Origin of the sequence: Burkholderia sp. Ap-955 (assembly GCF_011753045.1) — a bacterium.
Lineage (GTDB): Bacteria > Pseudomonadota > Gammaproteobacteria > Burkholderiales > Burkholderiaceae > Burkholderia > Burkholderia lata_D.
Map to the genome: position 1 here is coordinate 12,846 of NZ_VWWH01000007.1, position 17,183 is coordinate 30,028.

At 66.5% G+C, this 17,183-nt stretch carries 15 protein-coding genes and 1 pseudogene; 7 read left to right on the forward strand and 9 right to left on the reverse strand.

The window, feature by feature from the left end:
• Window positions 1-6: 6 nt before the first annotated feature.
• Window positions 7-903, reverse strand: coding sequence for a LysR substrate-binding domain-containing protein (locus tag F3J15_RS06250; RefSeq protein WP_166888805.1), 897 nt, complete (start codon window positions 901-903; stop codon window positions 7-9).
• Window positions 904-1,055: 152 nt separating this feature from the next.
• On the opposite strand from F3J15_RS06250, the gene F3J15_RS06255 reads away from it, so the two are divergent.
• Window positions 1,056-4,109, forward strand: coding sequence for an FAD-binding and (Fe-S)-binding domain-containing protein (locus F3J15_RS06255; RefSeq protein WP_166888808.1), 3,054 nt, complete (start codon window positions 1,056-1,058; stop codon window positions 4,107-4,109).
• A 93-nt stretch (window positions 4,110-4,202) separates the two neighbouring features.
• On the opposite strand, the gene F3J15_RS06260 is transcribed toward F3J15_RS06255, so the two are convergent.
• The 3 genes from F3J15_RS06260 to F3J15_RS06270 all read right to left on the reverse strand — a co-directional run bounded on the left by F3J15_RS06260 (window position 4,203) and on the right by F3J15_RS06270 (window position 7,288).
• Entirely contained in the window at window positions 4,203-4,505 is a 303-nt protein-coding gene (locus F3J15_RS06260) for an XRE family transcriptional regulator (protein WP_166888811.1), read from the reverse strand.
• Window positions 4,506-4,592: 87 nt separating this feature from the next.
• On the reverse strand, window positions 4,593-5,747 hold the full coding sequence (locus F3J15_RS06265) for a branched-chain amino acid ABC transporter substrate-binding protein (protein WP_069249890.1): 1,155 nt from the start codon (window positions 5,745-5,747) through the stop codon (window positions 4,593-4,595).
• Between the two features lie 641 nt (window positions 5,748-6,388).
• Window positions 6,389-7,288, reverse strand: a complete 900-nt coding sequence (locus F3J15_RS06270) for a DMT family transporter (RefSeq protein ID WP_069249889.1) — start codon at window positions 7,286-7,288, stop codon at window positions 6,389-6,391.
• A gap of 57 nt (window positions 7,289-7,345) precedes the next feature.
• Between F3J15_RS06270 and F3J15_RS06275 the strand changes: the two genes are divergently transcribed.
• The 4 genes from F3J15_RS06275 (at window position 7,346) to F3J15_RS06290 (ending at window position 10,481) form a co-directional block, all read left to right on the forward strand.
• Window positions 7,346-8,332, forward strand: coding sequence for a LysR substrate-binding domain-containing protein (locus F3J15_RS06275; RefSeq protein ID WP_166888814.1), 987 nt, complete (start codon window positions 7,346-7,348; stop codon window positions 8,330-8,332).
• Window positions 8,333-8,519: 187 nt separating this feature from the next.
• Window positions 8,520-9,188 carry a nitroreductase gene (locus F3J15_RS06280; protein ID WP_089448982.1) on the forward strand — a complete coding sequence of 223 codons (669 nt, stop codon included), beginning with the start codon at window positions 8,520-8,522 and terminating at the stop codon, window positions 9,186-9,188.
• A 111-nt stretch (window positions 9,189-9,299) separates the two neighbouring features.
• Complete coding sequence (locus tag F3J15_RS06285) at window positions 9,300-9,755, forward strand: sodium:proline symporter (protein ID WP_166888817.1); 456 nt, start codon at window positions 9,300-9,302, stop codon at window positions 9,753-9,755.
• A gap of 213 nt (window positions 9,756-9,968) precedes the next feature.
• Window positions 9,969-10,481, forward strand: coding sequence for a hypothetical protein (locus F3J15_RS06290; RefSeq protein ID WP_166888820.1), 513 nt, complete (start codon window positions 9,969-9,971; stop codon window positions 10,479-10,481).
• Between the two features lie 8 nt (window positions 10,482-10,489).
• Here the strand turns inward: F3J15_RS06290 and F3J15_RS06295 are convergent, their stop codons facing one another.
• From F3J15_RS06295 to F3J15_RS06310, 5 genes are all read right to left on the reverse strand, one after another.
• Entirely contained in the window at window positions 10,490-11,455 is a 966-nt protein-coding gene (locus F3J15_RS06295) for an acyltransferase family protein (RefSeq protein WP_345891479.1), read from the reverse strand.
• A gap of 30 nt (window positions 11,456-11,485) precedes the next feature.
• Complete coding sequence (locus F3J15_RS37695) at window positions 11,486-11,641, reverse strand: hypothetical protein (RefSeq protein ID WP_240158714.1); 156 nt, start codon at window positions 11,639-11,641, stop codon at window positions 11,486-11,488.
• 125 nt (window positions 11,642-11,766) lie between these two features.
• Window positions 11,767-12,411, reverse strand: coding sequence for a glutathione S-transferase (locus F3J15_RS06300; protein ID WP_166888823.1), 645 nt, complete (start codon window positions 12,409-12,411; stop codon window positions 11,767-11,769).
• A 110-nt stretch (window positions 12,412-12,521) separates the two neighbouring features.
• Window positions 12,522-13,694, reverse strand: coding sequence for a porin (locus tag F3J15_RS06305; RefSeq protein ID WP_039364476.1), 1,173 nt, complete (start codon window positions 13,692-13,694; stop codon window positions 12,522-12,524).
• Window positions 13,695-13,846: 152 nt separating this feature from the next.
• Window positions 13,847-14,680 carry a helix-turn-helix transcriptional regulator gene (locus F3J15_RS06310; RefSeq protein ID WP_166888827.1) on the reverse strand — a complete coding sequence of 278 codons (834 nt, stop codon included), beginning with the start codon at window positions 14,678-14,680 and terminating at the stop codon, window positions 13,847-13,849.
• A 242-nt stretch (window positions 14,681-14,922) separates the two neighbouring features.
• Here F3J15_RS06310 and F3J15_RS06315 point away from each other — a divergent pair, with 242 nt between their 5' ends.
• Both F3J15_RS06315 and potA read left to right on the forward strand, forming a co-directional pair.
• Complete coding sequence (locus tag F3J15_RS06315; protein ID WP_166888832.1) at window positions 14,923-16,047, forward strand: polyamine ABC transporter substrate-binding protein; 1,125 nt, start codon at window positions 14,923-14,925, stop codon at window positions 16,045-16,047.
• Between the two features lie 50 nt (window positions 16,048-16,097).
• Window positions 16,098-17,177: pseudogene (gene potA, locus F3J15_RS06320) on the forward strand (polyamine ABC transporter ATP-binding protein); the annotation flags it as partial.
• Window positions 17,178-17,183: the final 6 nt, after the last annotated feature.

The following is a 17,183-nucleotide window of genomic DNA, read 5'->3' on the forward strand; positions in this document are numbered from 1 at the left end:
CGCGTTTCAGCAGGATTTCATCAGCCATACGCGGAACGCGACGAGCGACGGCAGCGTCTCGTTCCCCGGCGGATAGACGAGGTAGTAGCTGCGCTGGCTGGTGATCGCGTCGCCGATCGACACGAGCTCGTGGCGGCTCAGCTCGTCTTCCACCAGCACCTTCGGCACCAGCCCGATCCCCATCCCCGCCCGCACCGCCTGGATCAGGTGCGACGTGAGCTCGAAGCTCGGGCCGATGCGCATCTGCCGATGGTCGAGCCGATAGTGCGAAAACCATTCCGCCCACGCCTGCTGGTTGCTCGTCACGCCGAGCAGCGTCTGCTTCGCGGCCCACGCCGGCGTGCGTGCGTCGGCCTTGCGGCGGCTTCCGTTGCCCGTGTCCGGCGGCGCGATCGCGATCAGGAACTCGTTGTACAGCCGGTGCGCGTGCAGGCCCGGCCAGTCGCCCGCGCCGACGGTAATGGCCGCATCGAGGTCGTCGTTGAGGAAATCGATGGCGCCGATCCGCGAGTGAAGGTGCACCGTCACGCCCGGATGCGCGGCGTAGAAATCGTGCAGGTGCGGCAGCAGCCATTTCGAGCCGAACGTGGGCAGTGTCGCGAGCCGCAGCGTGCCGGCGCCCGCCTGGTGGGACATCGCCTGCAGCGTCGCGCCGCGGATACGCCCCAGTGCGCCGCTCAGCTCGGTGAAGTAGCGGCGCCCGACCTCGGTCAGCTTGACCGAGCGGCCTTCGCGCCGGAACAGCGGCACGCCGAGCTGATCCTCCAGCGTCTGCACCTGCCGGCTGATCGCGCTCTGGCTCAGCGACAGCTCCTCGGCCGCGCGCGTATAGCTTTCATGCCGCGCGGCGGCCTCGAACACCAGCAGCAGCGACATCGACGGGGTGAGGCGACGGTAATTCATGAGTTTTATGCAATATTCGCCGGAGCAGAATTCGTTTGTTTCTCGCGAAGTATCCAAAGATACTGTAATTCCCGGTCACGTGGAAACTTGCTAAAAAATCATGTTTTGGCCACGCGAGCCGGCCGATTCCACCCACACTGCCGCTTTTACCCATGTCGATCGCCTCGTTGCCCCGTCCCGTCAGCCCGCCCGCGCATGCGTACCGTGACTTTCTCGCCGCGCTGCAGGCCGCCGGATTCGCCGGGGAAATCCGCGACGACCATGCGAACCGGACGGTGCAGGCCACCGACAACTCGATCTACCAGCGTCTGCCGCAAGCGGTGATCTGCCCCGCGCATGTGGACGACGTCCGGCTGCTGGCACGGCTGCTCGCCGAGCCCGCGCATCGCGACGTCGCGGTGGCCGCGCGCGGCGGCGGCACGGGCACCAACGGGCAGTCGCTGACCGACGGCGTGGTGGTCGACCTGTCGCGCAACATGAACCGGATCCTCGAAATCGACGTCGAGCAGCGCTGGGTGCGCGTGCAGGCGGGCGTCGTCAAGGATCAGCTCAATGCGGCGCTGAAGCCGCATGGGCTGTTTTTCGCGCCGGAACTGTCGACGTCGAACCGTGCGACCGTCGGCGGGATGATCAATACCGACGCGAGCGGGCAGGGCAGCTGCACGTATGGCAAGACGCGTGACCACGTGCTCGAGCTCGACTTCGTGCTGATGGGCGGCGAGCAGCTGCACAGCGAAGCGCTCGCGGACGACGAGCTCGAGCGCCGCTGCGCGCGCGAGGACCGCATCGGCAAGGTCTACCGCACCGCGCGGCGCATCAGCGACGACAAGGCGGCGCTGATCGAAGCGAAGTTTCCGAAGCTCAATCGCTGCCTGACCGGCTACGACCTCGCGCACCTGCGCGAACCGGACGGCCGCTTCAACCTGAACAGCGTGCTGTGCGGCGCGGAAGGCTCGCTCGGCTTCGTCGTCGAGGCGAAGCTCAACGTGCTGCCGATCCCGAAGTATTCGGTGCTGGTCAACGTGCGCTACGCGGGCTTCATGGACGCGCTGCGCGATGCACGCGCGCTGCTCGCGCACCAGCCGCTGTCGATCGAGACGGTCGACTCGAAGGTGCTGATGCTGGCGATGAAGGACTTCGTGTGGAGCAGCGTGGCCGAGTATTTCCCGCAGGACGACGCTCGGCCGACGCTCGGCATCAACCTGATCGAATTCAGCGGCGACGATGCGGAGGACGTCGATGCGCGCGTGCGCGCGTTCGTCGATCATCTGCGTACCGATACGAGCGTGGAACGCCTGGGCCACACGCTTGCGGCCGGCGACGACGCGGTGAAGCGCGTGTATGCGATGCGCAAGCGCGCGGTCGGCCTGCTCGGCAACGTGCAGGGCGAGGCGCGCCCGCAGCCGTTCGTCGAGGACACGGCGGTGCCGCCCGAGAACCTTCCCGCGTACATTGCCGAATTCCGCGCGCTGCTCGACGGTCATGGGCTGCAATACGGGATGTTCGGCCACGTCGACGCGGGCGTGCTGCACGTGCGGCCGGCGCTCGACATGAAGGACCCGAAGCAGGCCGCGCTGGTGCGGCCCGTGTCGGATGCGGTGGCCGAGCTCACGCAGCGCCACGGCGGCCTGTTGTGGGGCGAGCACGGCAAGGGCGTGCGCTCCGAATATGCGCCGGCGTTCTTCGGCGAGCTGTATCCGTCGCTGCAGCAACTGAAGGCCGCGTTCGATCCGCACAACCAGTTCAACCCGGGCAAGATCGCGACGCCGCCGGACCACACGATGCGGCTGCTGAAGATCGACGAAGTGCCGACGCGCGGCGACCACGACCGGCAGATCGACGAGCGCGTGTGGCAGAGCTACGGCACCGCGATGCACTGCAACGGCAACGGCGCGTGCTACAACTTCGATCCGGACGATGCGATGTGCCCGTCGTGGAAGGCGACGCGCGAACGCGTGCAATCGCCGAAGGGGCGGGCGTCGCTGATGCGCGAATGGTTGCGCCTGCAAGGGCAGGCCGGCGTCGACGTCGTCGCGGCGGCGCGTGCGCGGCAGCCGTTCCTGAGCAGCCTTGCCACGCGCTGGCGCAACAGCCGCGCGGCGCGCAACGGCGAAGCCGATTTCTCGCACGAGGTGTACGACGCGATGGCCGGGTGCCTCGCGTGCAAGTCGTGCGCGGGGCAGTGCCCGGTGAAGGTGAACGTGCCGGAGTTTCGCTCGCGTTTTCTCGAGCTGTATCACCAGCGTTACCTGCGGCCGCTGCGCGACTACCTGATCGGCTCGCTCGAATTCACGATGCCGTGGATGGCGCGGGTGCCCGCGCTGTACAACGGGCTGATGCGGGCGGGATGGGTGCGCACGGTGCTGGAGCGGCACGTCGGCATGGTCGACAGCCCGCTGCTGAGCCGCTTCGATCTCGCGGCCGTGATCCGTCAATGGCGCGTGAAGCCGGCCGACCCGCAGGCGCTCGCCGCGCTGAGCGACGCGCAGCGTGCACGCAGCGTCGTCCTCGTGCAGGACACCTTCACGCGCTATTTCGATACCGAGCAACTGGCGACGCTGATCGAACTGGCAGCGCGCATGGGCTTTCAGGTGTGGCTCGCGCCGCTCGCGCCGAACGGCAAGGCGCTGCACGTGCAGGGCTTTCTTCACGCATTCGAAAAGGCCGCGATTCGCAACGCGACGCAACTGGCCGCGCTGGCGCGCTCGGGCGTCGCGCTGGTCGGCCTCGATCCGGCGATGACGCTCACGTATCGGCAGGAGTACCTGAAGGTGACGGGGCTCACCGATGTGCCGAAGGTCGCACTGCCGCAGGAGTGGCTGCTGCAGGCGCTGCCGGAAGCCGCTACCGGTGTCGGCGGCGTACCTGCGTCGTACCGGTTGCTGCCGCATTGCACCGAGAAGACCAATGCGCCCGACAGCGGCAAGCAGTGGGCCCAGGTGTTCGCGCGGCGCGGGCTGCGCTTGAAGGTCCAGGCGACCGGGTGCTGCGGGATGTCGGGTACCTACGGGCACGAGGCGCGCAATCTCGCGACGTCGAAGACGATCTACGCGCAGTCGTGGGCGGCGCACGTGGACGGGCCGGAGGACGAAGGCGAGGCGCTGGCGACCGGCTATTCGTGCCGCAGCCAGGTGAAGCGGATGTCGTCGAAGCAGGTGCGGCATCCGTTGCAGGCGCTGCTCGATCACGTGCGGGCGGTGGGGTGATGGTCGGGCGTCGCGTGTCGCGTTGCCCGTGAGATGACGTTCGATTCAGCGTCGAGCGGCAAGCCCCGTGCCGTTGTCGACGCATGCCTGTGCTCAGGCGTCGGTTTTAACCGCTTTTCTGGAACGCGGTTTTTCCACCGCAGGAAACGCACCGCCGCCGCGCGGCCGTTTCGGTTCGATCCGCATCTGCCGGATCACGCGCCGAAAATCGATCTCGTGCGCCGCCATCGTGCCGATCAGTTTCGCGATGACCGCGAGGTGGGACGGGACCGTGCCCTTGCTCGAATAGTTCGTGATCGAGCTTTCGTTCATCCGGATCAGGCGGGCGAACTCGCGCGCCGTCAGCTGTGCCTTCTTCAACTCCTGTTGAAATTCCGCATACGCCATTGCACACATGATGCTTCGTCTCCGTGAATCAGAAATCGGCCCGCGCGGCGCCGGCGTCGACGAGTGGCGTTCCCGTCGCACCGGCGCCGCGGCGGGTTACATCTTCACCTGGTCGAGGAAGGTCTTCTTGCCGCTCTTGTAGCCGTAGATCGAGATGATCCCGTGCGTCAGGTCGCCCTTCGAATCGAACGTCGTCGTGCCGATCACGCCTTCGTACTTCGTCGCCGGCATCGCCGCGAGGATCTTCGCCGGATCGGTCGAGTTCGCGCGCTTCATCGCGTCGACCGCGATGTAGACCGCGTCATACGCGAACGGCGCATCGAACTTGATGCCCTGGTTGAAGCGCTTTTGGTACTTCGCGAGGAAGTCCGTGCCGCCCGGCATCTTCTCGAGCGCCGCGCCGGCCTGCGAGCACAGCACGTTGTCGGCCGCCGGGCCTGCCAGTTGGGCCAGCGAGTCGGTGCACACGCCGTCGCCGGACAGGATCTTCGCGCGCAGGCCGAGCTGCTTCGCCTGCTTCGCGAGCGGGCCGCCGGTGGCGTCCATGCCGCCGTACATGATCGCGTCCGGGTTCTCGCCCTTGACCTTCGTCAGGATCGCGCGGAAGTCGACCGCCTTGTCGTTGGTCGCGTCGTGCGACAGCACCTTCAGGCCGAGCGCCTTCGCCTTCTTCTCGAACTCGTTCGCGAGGCCCTGGCCGTACGCGGTCGAATCGTCGATCACCGCCACGCTCTTCACGCCCTTCGCCTGCGCATAGCTCGCGAGCGCCGGGCCTTGCTGCGCGTCGGTCGCGACGACGCGGTAGGTCGTCTTGAAGCCTTGCTGCGTGTAGGTCGGGTTCGTGGCCGACGGCGAGATCTGCACGATGCCCGCGTCGCTGTAGATCTTCGACGCCGGGATCGACGTGCCCGAGTTCAGGTGGCCGATGACGGCGACGACCTTGTCGTCGACGAGCTTCTGCGCGACCTGGGTAGCCTGGCGCGGGTCGGCCGCGTCATCCTGTGCATCGAGTTGCAGCGTGATCTTCTTGCCGCCGATCGTGAGGCCCTTCGCATTGATTTCCTCGACCGCGAGGCGCGCACCGTTCTCGTTGTCCTTGCCGAGGTGCGAGATGCCGCCCGTCGTCGGTTCGACGCTGCCGATCTTCACGACCTGGTCGGCCATCGCGGTCGACGCGGCCGCGAACGCGGCGGCAGCCAGTGCGACGGTGATCAGGGGTTTGCAGCGCATGCCGACAGTGCTTCGTTCCATCTGCCATCTCCGATTTGAATGTCTTTCTATTGACGTCTCGACCGGCCGACGGCGAGGTCGGGGCGATCGGACGAGTCTCCATACCCATCATGGGCTTCACTGCATCGCATCCAGCCCCGCGACGTGCCGCCCGGGTGAGCGGGCGAATCGGGGCCTGAAACGGTGCAATTCGTATGAATATATATGAAGCCGATTTTGCGCGCTGCAGCGAATCGCGTAGCGGGGCGGGTGCATCACGGCCGGCGCCCGACATTCGAAGGCGCCGGATGCCGGAAATCGTGCGCCGCCGCAGGCCACAGGCTGCGATTCGCTGTCGACGGCCTTACGGCCGCATCCATTATTCGGCCGGCGGGCGGGACGAAGCCATGGACACTGGTGCACGGTCAATCCGGAACTGTTCGGTCGATTTGTCTGCACAGTTTGGACGATTTCGATTGCGCATCCGATTGCAGGGTCATGCGTCATCACGATCGAATACCCTCGTTTTAACGCAACTAACGGTCAAGTCCAGCAGCGTCGGCGAACTGGCGCGAGTCGACAGCCCGCGCGACGCATTCAGCATTGCAAACACCCGGGTTCGCCCCGACCGGTTCGCCTGCGGATCGTCGGGCCGATCGTGCCGGCCCGGTGCTGCGCCGATCCTATGACCGTCCGCGCAGCGCCACGAAGATCACGCCGGCAATCGCCAGCAGGCCGCCGCACACCGTCTCGATACCGGGTCGCTCGCCCGTCAGCGCCATCGACAGGACCGTCGCGACCGCCGGCGTCAGATAGAGGAAGTTGGCGGCGCGCGCCGCGCCGAAGTAGCCGAGTGCGAAGGTCCAGGTCGCGTAACCCAGCGCGGCGGGGAAGATGCCGAGCATCAGCACGGCCAGCGCCGTGTCGCGCGACCCGCTGCCGAGCGCCACGAGCGCGCCCGGCAGCCACGGTGTGAGCAGCAGCGCGCCGGCCAGCAGCGTGTACGCGGTGCAGGCCAGCGCGCCGTACACTGGAATGAGCCGCCGCTGCAGCACGAAATAGCTGGCCGAACACAAGGCCGCGCCGAGGATCAGCGTGCTGCCCGCACCGAGGACCAGGCCGCCCGGCTGCCCGCGCGCGATCACCGCGATGCCGGCGAGGCTGACCAGCGAGCCGAGCCAGCCCCAGCGATTGAAGCGCTCGCCGAGAAACACGGCGGCCAGCAGCGCCGTGAAGATCGGCAGCGTATTCACGATGAAGCTTGCGGCGCCGGCCGAGACGGTCTGCTCGCCGGTATTGAGCAACGCGTTGTAGAGCGCGATGCCGAGAAAGCCGCATAGCAGGAAGCGCAGCGCGTCGCCCCGGGTCGGCACGCGCGGTCGCCGCGCGATCAGCCACGCGATGATCAGCACGGCGGCAGTGGCGAAGCGCGCCGCCGCGAGCTGCAGCGGCGTCAGGCCATGCAGGCCGATCCGGATGAACGGGAAGGCGGACGCCCACGAAACGATCGTGAAGGCGACCGCGCCGGCCGCGATCAGCGGCTGCCGCGCAGGGCGCGACGACGGGGTGGAGAGCGTATTCATGCGCCAATGATGCTGCGTGGCAAGATGCTAAGCTAGCGCACAGATCAGCATGCAGATATGACCATGATTCACAGCTCGAGCCGGCGGCCGGCCGGCGCTTCAGCCCGCTCGAAGCGGGGCTCGGCGGCGTTGCCCGTCGCAGCGCCATCGCCGGGTTCGCGGCCGCCGCTCGCGAGTCTCGAGACGGTGTGCACGGTCGCGCGCGAGGGTTCGTTCCTCGCCGCGGCCGACGTATCCGGCGTGACGCACGGCGCGATCAGCCGGCGGGTGGCCGCTGTCGAAAACTGGCTCGGCCTGCGGTTGTTCGAACGTCATGCGCGCGGTGTGCGCCTGACGCCGGATGGCCAGCGCTTCGTCGGCCGGATCGAGCAGGCGTTCGCGATCATCGACAGCGCGGCCGATCAGTGGCGCTCGCCGCGTACGCCGCGGCTGGTCAGGGTGAGCGTGGTGCCGGCCTTCGCGCAGCTCTGGCTGTTCGAGCGCCAGCATGCGCTCGAGAGCGAGGCGCCCGCGTTGCGGATCGAACTCGGCATCGATCTGCGCAACGTGGATATCGCCGGCGGCGAAGCGGACCTGTCGATCCGGTACGGGCGCGGCAACTGGCGTCAGCTCGAAACCCGCGCGTTCATGCCGGAACGGCTCTATCCGGTCGCGCATCCGCGGCTCGCCGCGCAACTGGCGAAGGCGCGCCGCCGGCGCGGCGATGTCGCGTTGCTCGACATGCCGTTGCTGCACGATTCCGATGTGACTGGCTGGCGCACGTGGTTCGATGCATTGGGCCTACCGTTCAAGCCGCGCGCACAGGATCGCCGTTTCGAGGATTACAACCTCGTGCTGGCCGCCGCCGAGGCCGGGCTCGGCGTGGCGCTGGCGCGGGTACCGCTCGCCGACGCCTATCTGAAGCGCAGCGACCTCGTGCGCGTGAGCCGGCACGAGGTCGATTCGGTGCTCAGGTATTACTTCGTGCATGCGAAGGGGGAGAATCGGCCTGAGGTGCTGGCGTTGATGGAGCGGATGCGGGCGGCGGTGGGGGCTGGCGGCTAGCGCTGGCCGGTGTATCGTATCGGCCCGCCACGGTACGCTGGTGGGGGCGAAAAAAGCGTTGTGCGATACGTGGCACTAGGCTCGGGCCGCCGGATCGACGACAATGCGACCGCGAAAAACGATGAGGTGGAGAGATGAACGAGATTCGAAAAGGGATGCATCCGTGCGGATGCAAGCGAGGTCAACAATGAACAAGCCGGACAAGTCGTCGAAAGCGCGTGCCGCGCTCGACCAGCTGTTTTCGGGCATGGCGCCCACGGATGCGACGCGCGCGTCGCGTCCGGGCAATCCGTTCGAAGCGAACGCAGACGACGCATCCGCCGGCACGGGCGGGCGCGGCGGTATCGAAGTCACGCTGTCGACCCGGATCCAGTTGCGCGGCTATCCGAATGCGAACGCATTCATGAAGCGCATGGCCGAAGCGTGGGGGCTGGAGTGGGGGATGTACGACAGTGTCAAGGCCATCGCGACGCTGCCCGTCGGATGGCGAGCGCGCCGGCTGCCGGAAGTCACGCAGATCGTCGACGGACACGACGTGCTGCGCGCGGAGAGCAGCCTGCAGGGCGGCGAAATGTCGTATCTGAAAGTGCATCCGCGGTACTACATCGACGCACGCAAGGGATTGGGCTGGGGCAAGTCGTCGAAGGCGTCTGACGATCCGGATCTCGACGGCCCCGACTGGAACTGCTTCGTGATCGATCGCGAAAAATCCATCGAAGTGCACGAACTGACGACCTCGTCGCTGAAAGCCGACATGGACAACGCGCGGGCGACGCTGTTGAAGTGGCTGGACGAGAACTATCCGAAACATCGCGATCCTTTCGCGTACTGGTCGGATTGCGAAGGCGCCTCGTAATTTGGCGTGGCTGCCCGGTTCGGGTTCGCGGGCACGCGTTGCGCGACCGGGGCCGAAGCGGGTGGGTGCAAGTCGCTTCGATGCATCGGCCGGTTGCGATGGGAGCGTCAATTGAAACGAGCCAGTGTCGTCCCGGTTCTCTGGGCAGCGTTCGGTGCGGCGGCCGGTTCAACCGTCGTCGAGCTGCTGCTCTGGCCGATCGTCGGTGACGACGCGATCGGGAACCTGTTGCGCGACACACGCCTCACCGCGGCCATCGTGATGGGGCGCGGCGTGCTCGGCGCGTCCGCCGGCTTCGATCCACGGGTCATGGTCGTTGCGACCCTCGTGCATCTGGTGCTGTCACTGGCCTACGCGGCCGTGCTGGCGAAGGTGATTCGCAACCTGTCGCTCGCAGCCTCGCTCCTCGCAGGCGGCGGGTTCGGCCTCGTCCTGTACGGCGTCAACCTGTACGCGTTCACCGCGATCTTCCCGTGGTTCATCCCGGTTCGCGGCGCGGTCACGCTCGTGGCCCATCTGGTATTCGGGACCACGGCAGCGGCTGCCTACCGCGCTGCCAGGCGCTAGGCCGGGCGCCAATCGACGGTTCCCGCGCTGGTCATTCGCACCAGACCCCTGGAATAAGCCCGCGCGCTGCATCGTTTAGCCGTCAGGAGACCCTGTACGATGCGGCGCGCGTGAGCACTGCATGATGAATCGTGCGCGAGCAATCCGGTCCGCCGGGCGCCGTCAGCGGCGCCCGCGATCGAGTGGTCGGGGGTAATCAGGCAGGAGCCGATCATGTGCAACTGGTTTCGATCCGGGATAGGTATCGTCTGTCTCGGCTGTTCCGCGGCGGTCTTTGCGCAAACGTACGACGATCTGGCGGACAACACGACGAACTGCCGTGCAGTCGTCGCGCACGCGAACATCGACGGCACCGAGCAGCAAATCGTCGGGCGTGCGTGCCTGCAGGACGATGGCACATGGCAGTTCGTGCAGAGCGCCGACGGTAGTGTTTTATGGTATCCGGCGGCGGACTATCCGTATGCCGACCTGTGGTACTGGGGGCCGCCGCTTTTCATCGGCGCAGGCGTGGGCTTCGTGTTCGTCGATCGCTTCCACCACTTCCACCATTTTCACCACTTCGATCACGTCGGCCACTTCAACGGGGTGGACCATCATCGCATCGGCGCGCCGATCGGCGCCGGCTTTCACCATGGCGCGTTTCCTGCCGGCACCGTCGGCCACGGATTCGGCGGCATGCATCAGTTCGGCGGGGCGAGCGGATTCGGTGGAATGCGGCGACGTTGAGGCAGCAGTTACAGGATCGATGCGAGCCTGGGCACGCGAAGCAGCAGGCCTGCGATCAGGTAGCACGTGACGCACGCGATACCGCCGGTCACGGCGAACTTCAGGAACGGGGCTGCCGGCACGTTTTGCCACGCGAGGGCGACCCCGACCAGCACCGGCGGATGGATGATGTAGATCGAGTAAGCGCGTCGCGCCAGCGGTTGCCACACGCCCGTCAGTCGAGTGAAGCGCCGCTGAAAGTGGCTGGCGAGAAACAGTATCGTGCCCCATGCGACCAGCGGCTCCCAGAACGCGTACACCACGTCGACCGGTCGGCCGCGCAAAGCGGGAACGTGCTTCGCGAGAAGGTAGACGATCGGCAGGACGGGGAGTGTCAGCAGCGTGATGCGCCACCACGTGCCGACCTGCCGCAGCGGAAGATGCTCGAGCCAGCGTGCGTGCGCTGCCCGGCAACCCGCTGCGTACAACACGACGTAGCTGGCGAAATACCCGAGCTGAAGCCCCCATACGTTGACACCTATCGGCCATCGGGACCGCAACGCCAGCGCCGCGATCCCGGTCAGCAATGCCGCCGCGGCCAGGGTGCGATCGGAGGGGAACGGGTGCTGCGCGGGGCGGCTCGCGATGCGCGGAAACGCAATGCTCCAGAGTGCTGCAGCGGCACTGAAAATCAGCAACGTCTTGGCGAACCACATGGGACCGTTGTCGAACGTGCCGTGGCGCCACAGGCGGCCGAGCGTATCGTCGAACGGGTGGCCGGCAGCGGACTGTGCCAGCGCGATCGTCGCGGGGCCGATCAGAAGGCCATACACCAGCAACGGCAGGCCGAGCCTGAGCAACCGGTCGGCCAGGAAGCGGGCGGCACCCTTGCGATCGATGGAGGGTGGCGTGTGGTAGCCCGCCAGGAAAAAGAACAGGCCCATGAAGAATGCCTGGTTGATCGCGCAGAAGAGCGTCAACAGCGCGGATTGCACCGACGGCCCCGCGGCCACCTCGTGGTAGTATCACCCACCGAGCGCGCCGTACGTGATCGCGCAGTGGTGAAACACGACCAGCAACGTCAGGCAGGCGCGCAACGCGTCGAGGCCGACGTTGCGATGCGCGGCAACCGCCTGGTCCGTCCGGAACGCGACATCGACCGCAATGTCCTGAGCGCTCATTGCCTTGCCTGTGTGGTTGGCCAGTCACGACCCGCACCGTGCACATCGGGCGGGCGTACAGGTCGGCAACATACACCGTTGTTCTTACAACCTTCCTACAGGCCGATCCGCTGCCGGCCCGATGCCTAGTCGAGCCGCCCGCGCAGGTCGTCGAACGGAATCATCACGTGCGTGCGATATGCGGGCCGTGCTTTCAGCCGTTCGTACCACGCTTGCACGTGCGGGATGTCCGGCCGCGCGATGTCGAGTTCGAAGTAGCGATACAGGTGCGTGCCGGCCGCGATGTCGGCGAGCGTGAGCGCGTCGCCCGCGAGAAACGGCTGCCCGGCCAGCGCTGCATCGAGCGCCTGGAAGTGCTGCGCGCACTGCGCGATGCTTTGCTCGACGCGCACCGGGTCGCGCTGTTCGGGCGGCGTCCGGAAGTAACCCCGGAACACGCCGTTCAGGAACGTCGGCTGCAACGTGGTTTGCGACCAGTCCATCCAGCGGTCGGCGCGCGACTGTTCGGCGGGGTCGTCGTACCAGAAGCCGGGGCGCCCGTAACGCGCGGCGAGGTAGCGCAGGATGCTGTGCGATTCCCAGACGACCGTGCCGCCATCGTCGATCACCGGTATGCGCCCGTGCGGGTTCATCGCCAAAAAATCGGGCGTGTCGAGCACGCCGAACTGCCCGCCGGCCGGCACGTGCCGATGCGCAAGCGCGAGCTCGTCGACGAGCCACATCACCTTCTGGACGTTGAATGCATTGCGGCGTCCCCATACGGTCAGCATGCCGGCCCCCTGTGTCGTGCGGAACGGGATCGCGACAGTGTAAACGCCGCAGGCGCGCACCGCGGTGCGCGCCTGCCGGCTGTCGTCGTTGTCGCCGTGCGGCGACGCGATCAGAACTTGTGGCGAATCCCGACGATCGCGAGTTCCTGCGTATCGGTGCCGGAGTTCACGCCGTACGAGCCGACCGACGCGGCGGCCTTCACGACCGCGCCGTTCGCGTTGAGCGTGTTGCCGCTCGCCTTCTGGTAGCCGAACAGCGCATACAGGTCGGTGCGTTTCGACAGCGCGTAATCCGCGCCGAGGTTGACCTGGTTGTAGTGCGCGGAACTCGGCCCCGTCAGCGACGTGTAGTTGTAGCCGACGCCCGCGCGCAGTGCCGGCGAGAACTGCCAGTTGAAGAACGCCGAGCCGTTGTTGAACTTCGCGTTCTGGCTGAACGCCGACAGCGTGTCCGCGCCGTACTGCGTATTCGAATACGCGAGGCCGAAGGTGGCGGGCCCGGCCACGTACTGGCCGGCCACGCGCACGATCTGGATCGACTTCGCGCTCGAGAAGCCCTGGTTGATCACGGTGTTGAACAGCGTGTCCGAGCTGCTCGACCACGTGCGTACGCCGTTCGCGACGGTGGAGCCGCCGTTCGCGTAGAAGAAGCCGGCGCCGAGCGACAGCGGGCCGTTCGCGTAGCTTGCGCCGAAGCTGTACGTGCGGCCGCTGCCGGTGGCGCCCGCCACGCCGCCGAAGCCGTACAGGCCTTCGAACTGGAAGCCCGAGATCAGCGGGCTCGTGTATTTCACCGAGTTGCTGACGCGCAGGCTGTTGTCGTAGTTGTCGAGGTCGCCCGGCGTCGCGAACACGCCGCCGAAGTAGTTGTCCTGCGTGAGGCCCTGCACGAGATCGACGACCGGATCGTACTGGCGGCCGAGCGTGACGGTGCCGTACGTGCTGCTCGCGAGGCCGACGACGGCCTTGCGGCCGAATTCGCGCCCGCCCTGGCCGAGCGCGCCCGTGCCGATGTTGAAGCCGTTCTCGAGCTGGAACAGCGCCGCCAGGCCACCGCCGAGATCCTCGGTGCCGCGCAGCCCCCAGCGGCTGCCCGACAGGTTGCCGCTGCTGAACTTGACGAGGCTCGACGCGTTGCTGCCGTTCGCGTTCTGCGCATTGTGCACGTACGCGATGCCCGCATCGGCGATACCGTACAGCGTGACGCTGCTTTGCGCGTGAGCGCCGGCGGCATAGAGCGCGGCCGGCAGTGCGAGCAGTGCGAATGAACGGATCTGTTTCATTGTTGGATTCCCCCGTTGGTCGATTGGTCTGACGAGTCGGTGAACGATACGGATGACGCATCGTCGAGGGAACCAATAAATTGTCGGATCGTTATGAGGCGGCGCGGAGATGGGTGCGCGCGCAACCTGCCGGCGGCCGGCTCGCGGGGATGCTATGCGTCGTGCCGCCGCGACGCGTTTCTCAGCACGAGCGTCATCAGTTGCCGGCGCGAATCGACGCCGAGCTTCGCGAAGGCGCGCTTCGCGTAGGTATCGACGGTGGAGGTCTTGAGCCCCATCGATTGCGCGATGGCCGCCGACGTCATGCCCTGGATGAACGACGCGCACACGTGCATCTCGCGCGCGGTCAACCGTTCCTGCCATTCCGGCAGCCATTGCGCGACGAGGTCGAGATCGAGTTCGTCACGCGGTGCGTCGTCGGCGGAGATCGCGCCGAGCAGGCGCTTGTGCGCGGACGCCAGCGGCAGCACGACCTGCGAAAGCTGCTTCAGGAGGCTCAGCTCCTTCAGCGAAAACGGCGGCAGCCGCCGCGAGCGCGCGATCGAGATCGAGTAACGCGTGCCGCCCGTCACGCCCGCGATCACGCATTCGTCGTGAATGTCGCCGGCATCGAAGAACAGATGCCGCAGCTCGCTCGCCACGCGCTGCGCGGACACCTGCAGCAACTGCACGTCGTTTTCGGTTTCGATCGCCGCGTACGTTGCATCGTCGCTCGCGTAGCTGCGGTAGTAGTGGCGCATCACCTGCGCGACCAGCTCGGGCTCGCGGCCGAAGCTGCCGATCCAGCCGACGCTGCGCCGGCCGGAAGACGCGCTGCGCTCGTAGTCTAGATGCACGGCGTCGAAATCGACGTAGCGCACGAGCGTGTCGTAGACGGCGCGCATGAACTGCGGCGTTCCGACGGCTTGTGCGATGTCGCCCAGCGTTTCGGTCACGAACGTGACGTGGCTCAGCGGGAGATCGGGGGCGGGCAGCGCAGCGCTCATGACGTCGGGTGTCGAAGATTTTCAGGTGGCGCTACAGGTATCACGAATATTTTCGACTGCCTACGCGGGAATCTACCCAAACGGCGGGAATCGACGTCGCCGTTTGTCCCGGTTTTCGGGACTGACGCTGCCGGCCGCGATCTCTACATTGGCCCTTGTGCTGAATACCGCTCGACGGCGTTGACGCGAGTCCGGACCCGGACCGGGCGCAACGGCCGATCCCCATCACAAGGAGAATCCCCATGCGTATCCGTATCCGTCGTCAACCGGCGGCGTTGCGCGCCGCGCGCGTCACGTCGGCGGTGCTGGCCGTCGCGGCCAGCCTGTCCGCCCATGCCGGCGACACCAACCTGAACGTGTACAACTGGTCGGAGTACGTCGCGAAGGACACGGTCCCCGTCTTCGAGAAGCAGTCGGGCATCAAGGTGCGCTACGACAGCTACGACAGCGACGATACGCTGCAGACCAAGCTGCTTGCGGGCAGCTCGGGCTACGACATCGTCGTGCCGACGTCGAACTATCTCGCGCAGCAGATCCAGGCCGGCGTGTACCAGAAGCTCGACAAGTCGAAGCTGCCGAATCTCGCGAACCTCGACCCGTTGCTGATGAAGATGGTCGCGAAGGCCGACCCGGGCAACCAGTACGGCGTGCCGTGGGCATGGGGCACGACGGGGATCGGCTACAACGTCGAGGCGGTCAGGAAGCGGCTCGGCGACAACGCACCGACTGACAGCTGGGCGCTGCTGTTCGACCCGGCGAACGCGGCGAAGCTGAAGGGCTGCGGCATCTCGCTGCTCGACGCGCCGGACGCCGCGTTCGCGGCGGCGCTGCAGTACATGGGCAAGGACCCGGAGAGCAAGAACCCGGCCGACTACCAGGCGGCCTACGACGTGCTGAAGAAGATCCGCCCGTACGTCACGCAGTTCAGCTCGGCCGGCTATGCGGACGATCTGGCGAACAACGATGTGTGCGTCGTGCTCGGCTGGTCGGGCGACGTCGGTATCGCGCGGCGGCGCACGCTGGACGCAAAGCGCTCGTACGAGATCCGCTATGTGAATCCGAAGGAAGGCGGCCTGCTGTGGTTCGACGTGATGGCGATCCCGAAGGATGCGCCGCATCCGGAAGCCGCGCTGAAGTGGATCAACTACATCGAGGACCCGAAGACCAACGCGGCGATCACGAACGAGATCTTCTACCCGAGCGCCAACAAGGCCGCGCGCCCGTTCGTGACACCGGCAATCGTGCAGGACCCGGGCATTTACCTGTCCGACGCGACGATCGCGAAGGCGTCGCTCGCGATGCCGCGCAGCGCCGATATCGCGCGGATGCAGAACCGTCTGTGGCTGCAGCTGAAGTCGGGCGGTTGAGGGGGACGACGATGATCCATACGCTCCCTGCCGCATCGGTTGCGGCCGCCTTCGTCCGCATCGAAAACGTCGTGAAGAAGTTCGGCGACAGCACGGCTGTCGACAACGTGAACCTGACGATCGCGAAGAACGAGCTGTTCGCGCTGCTCGGCAGCTCGGGCTGCGGCAAGTCGACGCTGCTGCGCATGCTCGCCGGGCTCGAGACGGCCACCTCCGGCAAGATCTTCGTCGACGGCGAGGACCTCGCGTCGCTGCCGCCGTACCGTCGACCGGTGAACATGATGTTCCAGTCGTACGCGCTGTTCCCGCACATGACGGTCGAATCGAACGTCGCATTCGGCCTCAAGCAGGAAGGCACGCCGAAGAACGAGATCAAGGAACGCGTGGCCGATGCACTGGCGCTCGTGCAGATGAGCAAGTACGCGCAGCGCAAGCCGCACCAGCTCTCCGGCGGCCAGCAGCAGCGTGTTGCACTTGCCCGTTCGCTGGTGAAACGCCCGAAGCTGCTGCTGCTCGACGAGCCGATGTCCGCGCTCGACAAGAAGATCCGCCAGAAGACCCAGCTCGAACTCGTGAACATCATCGAGAAGGTCGACGTGACCTGCGTAATGGTCACGCACGACCAGGAGGAGGCGATGACGATGGCCAGCCGCCTCGCGGTGATGAGCGAAGGCAAGATCGTGCAGATCGGCGCGCCGGGTGAGGTGTACGAGTTTCCGAACAGCCGCTTCTCGGCCGAGTTCATCGGCTCGACCAACCTGTTCGAAGGCCGCGTGGTCGAGGACGAGCCCGATCACATCTTCGTCGAAAGTGACGACCTCGAGGCGCGCATGCATGTGAACCACGGCGTGACGGGCCCGCTCGGGATGCCGGTCGGCATCTCGGTGCGGCCGGAGCGTGTGCACGTGTCGCGCGAGAAACCCGGCTCGAAGCACAACTGGGCACGCGGCGTCGTGACCGACATCGCGTACATGGGCAGCTACTCGCTGTATCACGTGCGCTTGCCGAGCGGCAAGACGGTCGTGTCAAACCTGTCGAGCTCGCACCTGATGAACGACAACGCGCCGGCGTGGAACGACGACGTGTTCGTGTCGTGGTCGCCGGCCAGCGGCGTCGTGCTGACGCAGTGAGGACGC